Genomic DNA, 2969 nt, shown 5'->3' on the forward strand with positions numbered 1-2969 from the left:
AGGCAAGAAGGATACACCTGTTCCCATGCCGAACACAGCAGTTAAGCTTCTTAGCGCCGATGGTAGTTGGACCTTTGGTCCTGTGAGAGTAGGACGTTGCCACGCAAGTGTCGTTATTTTTTTTTTACACACTGATATAATTATTATTCCGCAATAGCTCAGTTGGTAGAGCGCATGACTGTTAATCATGATGTCGCAGGTTCGAGCCCTGCTTGCGGAGTGTTTTTTTTTTAACCTAGGATATACGCCGCCTTAGCTCAGTAGGTAGAGCGCTTCCATGGTAAGGAAGAGGTCGCCGGTTCGATTCCGGCAGGTGGCTTTAAGAGGTTATTATAGAGAGTCAATCAAAATTCATAGAATCGTTACAGATGTTGTTAATTCAATGTTTGTGACGATTCTTTTTTTTATACTAGGATAGGTTATCAACTTAACTCTCGTTCTCGTAAGGAGGCGTGAATTCAGTTTTTTAAGGTTCTTTGTCAACGGGTGTTGGTGAGTTTATAAGGGGGAAATGATCGACAAGTACCAGTTGAGATGAGTATAAACTATTATAATAAAGCCCTAAAAAAGGAACGAGAGTTCATCTCGAAATTCTTTTTGATACAGATCATTTCATGACAATTGAGCCATATTCTTTAGCTTGGAATAAAGTACTGGAATCATTCAATCGTTATATTTTGAATGATAAAAAAGAAAGATACTAATAAAAATTTGAACAATTTTACTTGTAATTTAAAACTATCTGTTGAAAAGAGGATTGTATGTATAAGGATAAAGAATTGCCTATACGCCCAGCAATTAAGCAAGACTGGAAAAATGCGGGAATTAATTTTTAAAGATGAAGCACCGGAATAGAAAAAGTGGGATGGACCCTATTATCTTCATAGGCCCATATCTTTCGAAAAATTTGAGGAGATTTCGTCTAAATATATTGAACAGAATGATTTTTGGTAATCACTAATGACGACATTGTTTGAGGAATTGTTTCTAATTATTTTGAAGATAGTCAATCTGTATGGTTGGAAGTAGGGGAAGTGATACATGATGGACTGAATTGGAATAAAGGCATCGGTACCCGTGCACTAAAGCTGTTGGTAGATCATATTTTCAATACTTTACCACAAGTGAGAGTGGGGTTGACCCCTTGGTCAGGCAATCAGCGTATGATACGAGTAGCACAAAAGCTAGGGATGCAGCTAGAAGCACGTATAAGAAAAGTAAGATTATACGAGGAAAACTATTATGATTCGATTCGCATGGGAATTTTAAGGGAAGAATGGGAAAGCAAACAAATAAGCAGTATTAAAATTTAGGTGTCCGAGTAATCCTAATCAAGTTTTAAAAGGGGAATTTCATAATATCAACCAAGACTTTATTGAAAGAGTATGGAAAATTAAATTATTAAAGTACGAAAAGCATAAAGAAAAGTGTGAAGGAATTCTTATTGAAACTAATGGGGGAAAATAATACGAAGTAGATTTGGAAAGAAAACCGCTAGAAAGCTTGACTACTTTGTTGCTTTTTGGTGGAAAGATCCTTTAAATAAAAATCTGCTTTTTCGATCAGAAGCTAGTTCTAAAGAACTAGCAATAGTCGTAAAAGATACTGATTATGAAGGGATTTTTATCATTTCTGAAGATGCAGCAATTAAACATTGGATTTTAACTAATGAAACCCAAAGAGAAAAAATGGCGATGACCATCTATCCATCCTGGTGTCAAAAATTAAATGAAACAACTAAAGCTACACAAAAATGACAATAAAAATAATAAAAATATTCCGAGTAAGGAATTGTGTCTAATTGGAAATAAAAAGTTGAATAGAGCAAATTTAATATTGGGTGCTGTAAATCAGTGCCTTTTTAAACAATCACTATAGTAAAAAAGTCAAAGATTTATTTTAATAGCCAGTAATTAAAGTATAATAGTAAGAATGAAATCAAATTATACTTTAAAGGGAAGAGGTAGGTAGTGTAAATAGCTGAATTAGAAAGTCGCTTGATAAACACTTAGACACTAATAAATTCATCACTGTTGCTTGGAATTTCAATAGAACTTTACAAATAATGAAAGCTAGCAGTATCTGGCTAAGGTGATTAGAGATAATCCATTCACAAGAAAACAATATAATAGAAGTATCGAATCAATTTAATTACTCATAACTAACGTAGGCCGCAAATATCTATAAGAAAGAAAAGCTGTAATAGGACAATACTATAATTAAACAGCAAATAATTAATGAAATACATTTACGTAGCAAAAACATGACTTAAAAGATAAAGATAGAAAGCATACTTAAATCTCATCAATAAAAATAAAATAAATAAATAAATGAATTCGCGAAAATAGTACATTAACGGCCTCATACTCAAACAAAATGAAGCCTGCTGTTGAGTGGAAATGTAAAGAGCCACAAAAATAGTCAGTAATTTCAGAAAGATAGTAAAGATGATTTTATAAATGAAAAAGATATGAAAGCTCAGTGCAAAGGGTTTTTATACTATGATAAGGATTTAAAAAAGTATAAAGCTGTTTATATTAAAAATACTTTCAAAAAGTGTTTGACAGATGGAAGCTTCCCGTGGTATATTAGTTCTTGTCGTTAAGAGGACGAAGAAATTGTAAAGAATATTTCATATATTTGAAACACCTCTGTAAAAACTTAAAAGAAATTTAAATAAGTGATTGACAAGCGACAGAGAATCATGGTATTATATAAAAGTTCCGTTAAGGCGATGCGCTTCACAGCCATCCAGTCACAAAAAAAGAATTTAAATAATCTTTTGAAATGTGGTTGACAAGCCTAATCGAAACGTGATACAATATAAAAGTTGTCACAGCGAAACAAAACATTCGCAACTGACACAAAGCTCATTGAAAACTAAACAAAGATAAACACCAAGATGTGTAAGAGTTTATTGGCTACGGCTGATAAACACAACCGAATAAATTTCGAGACACTGGATGACC

Annotated in this window: 2 protein-coding genes, 2 tRNA genes and 1 rRNA gene; all 5 read left to right on the forward strand. The window is 33.1% G+C overall.

The window, feature by feature from the left end; all coding sequences use genetic code 11:
• Positions 1-105: ribosomal RNA gene (rrf, locus tag ACTQ45_RS13495) — 5S ribosomal RNA — on the forward strand; the annotation flags it as partial.
• Positions 106-147: 42 nt separating this feature from the next.
• Positions 148-220: transfer RNA gene (locus ACTQ45_RS13500), tRNA-Asn, on the forward strand.
• A 26-nt stretch (positions 221-246) separates the two neighbouring features.
• Positions 247-319, forward strand: a tRNA-Thr gene (locus ACTQ45_RS13505).
• A 661-nt stretch (positions 320-980) separates the two neighbouring features.
• Positions 981-1313, forward strand: coding sequence for a GNAT family N-acetyltransferase (locus ACTQ45_RS13510; RefSeq protein ID WP_441753714.1), 333 nt, complete (start codon positions 981-983; stop codon positions 1311-1313).
• 153 nt (positions 1314-1466) lie between these two features.
• Positions 1467-1757 (forward strand): MepB family protein, encoded by a 291-nt coding sequence (locus tag ACTQ45_RS13515; protein ID WP_441764032.1) that lies wholly within the window; start codon positions 1467-1469, stop codon positions 1755-1757.
• Positions 1758-2969: the final 1212 nt, after the last annotated feature.

The organism is Fundicoccus sp. Sow4_D5 (genome assembly GCF_052116365.1).
Classification (GTDB): domain Bacteria; phylum Bacillota; class Bacilli; order Lactobacillales; family Aerococcaceae; genus Fundicoccus.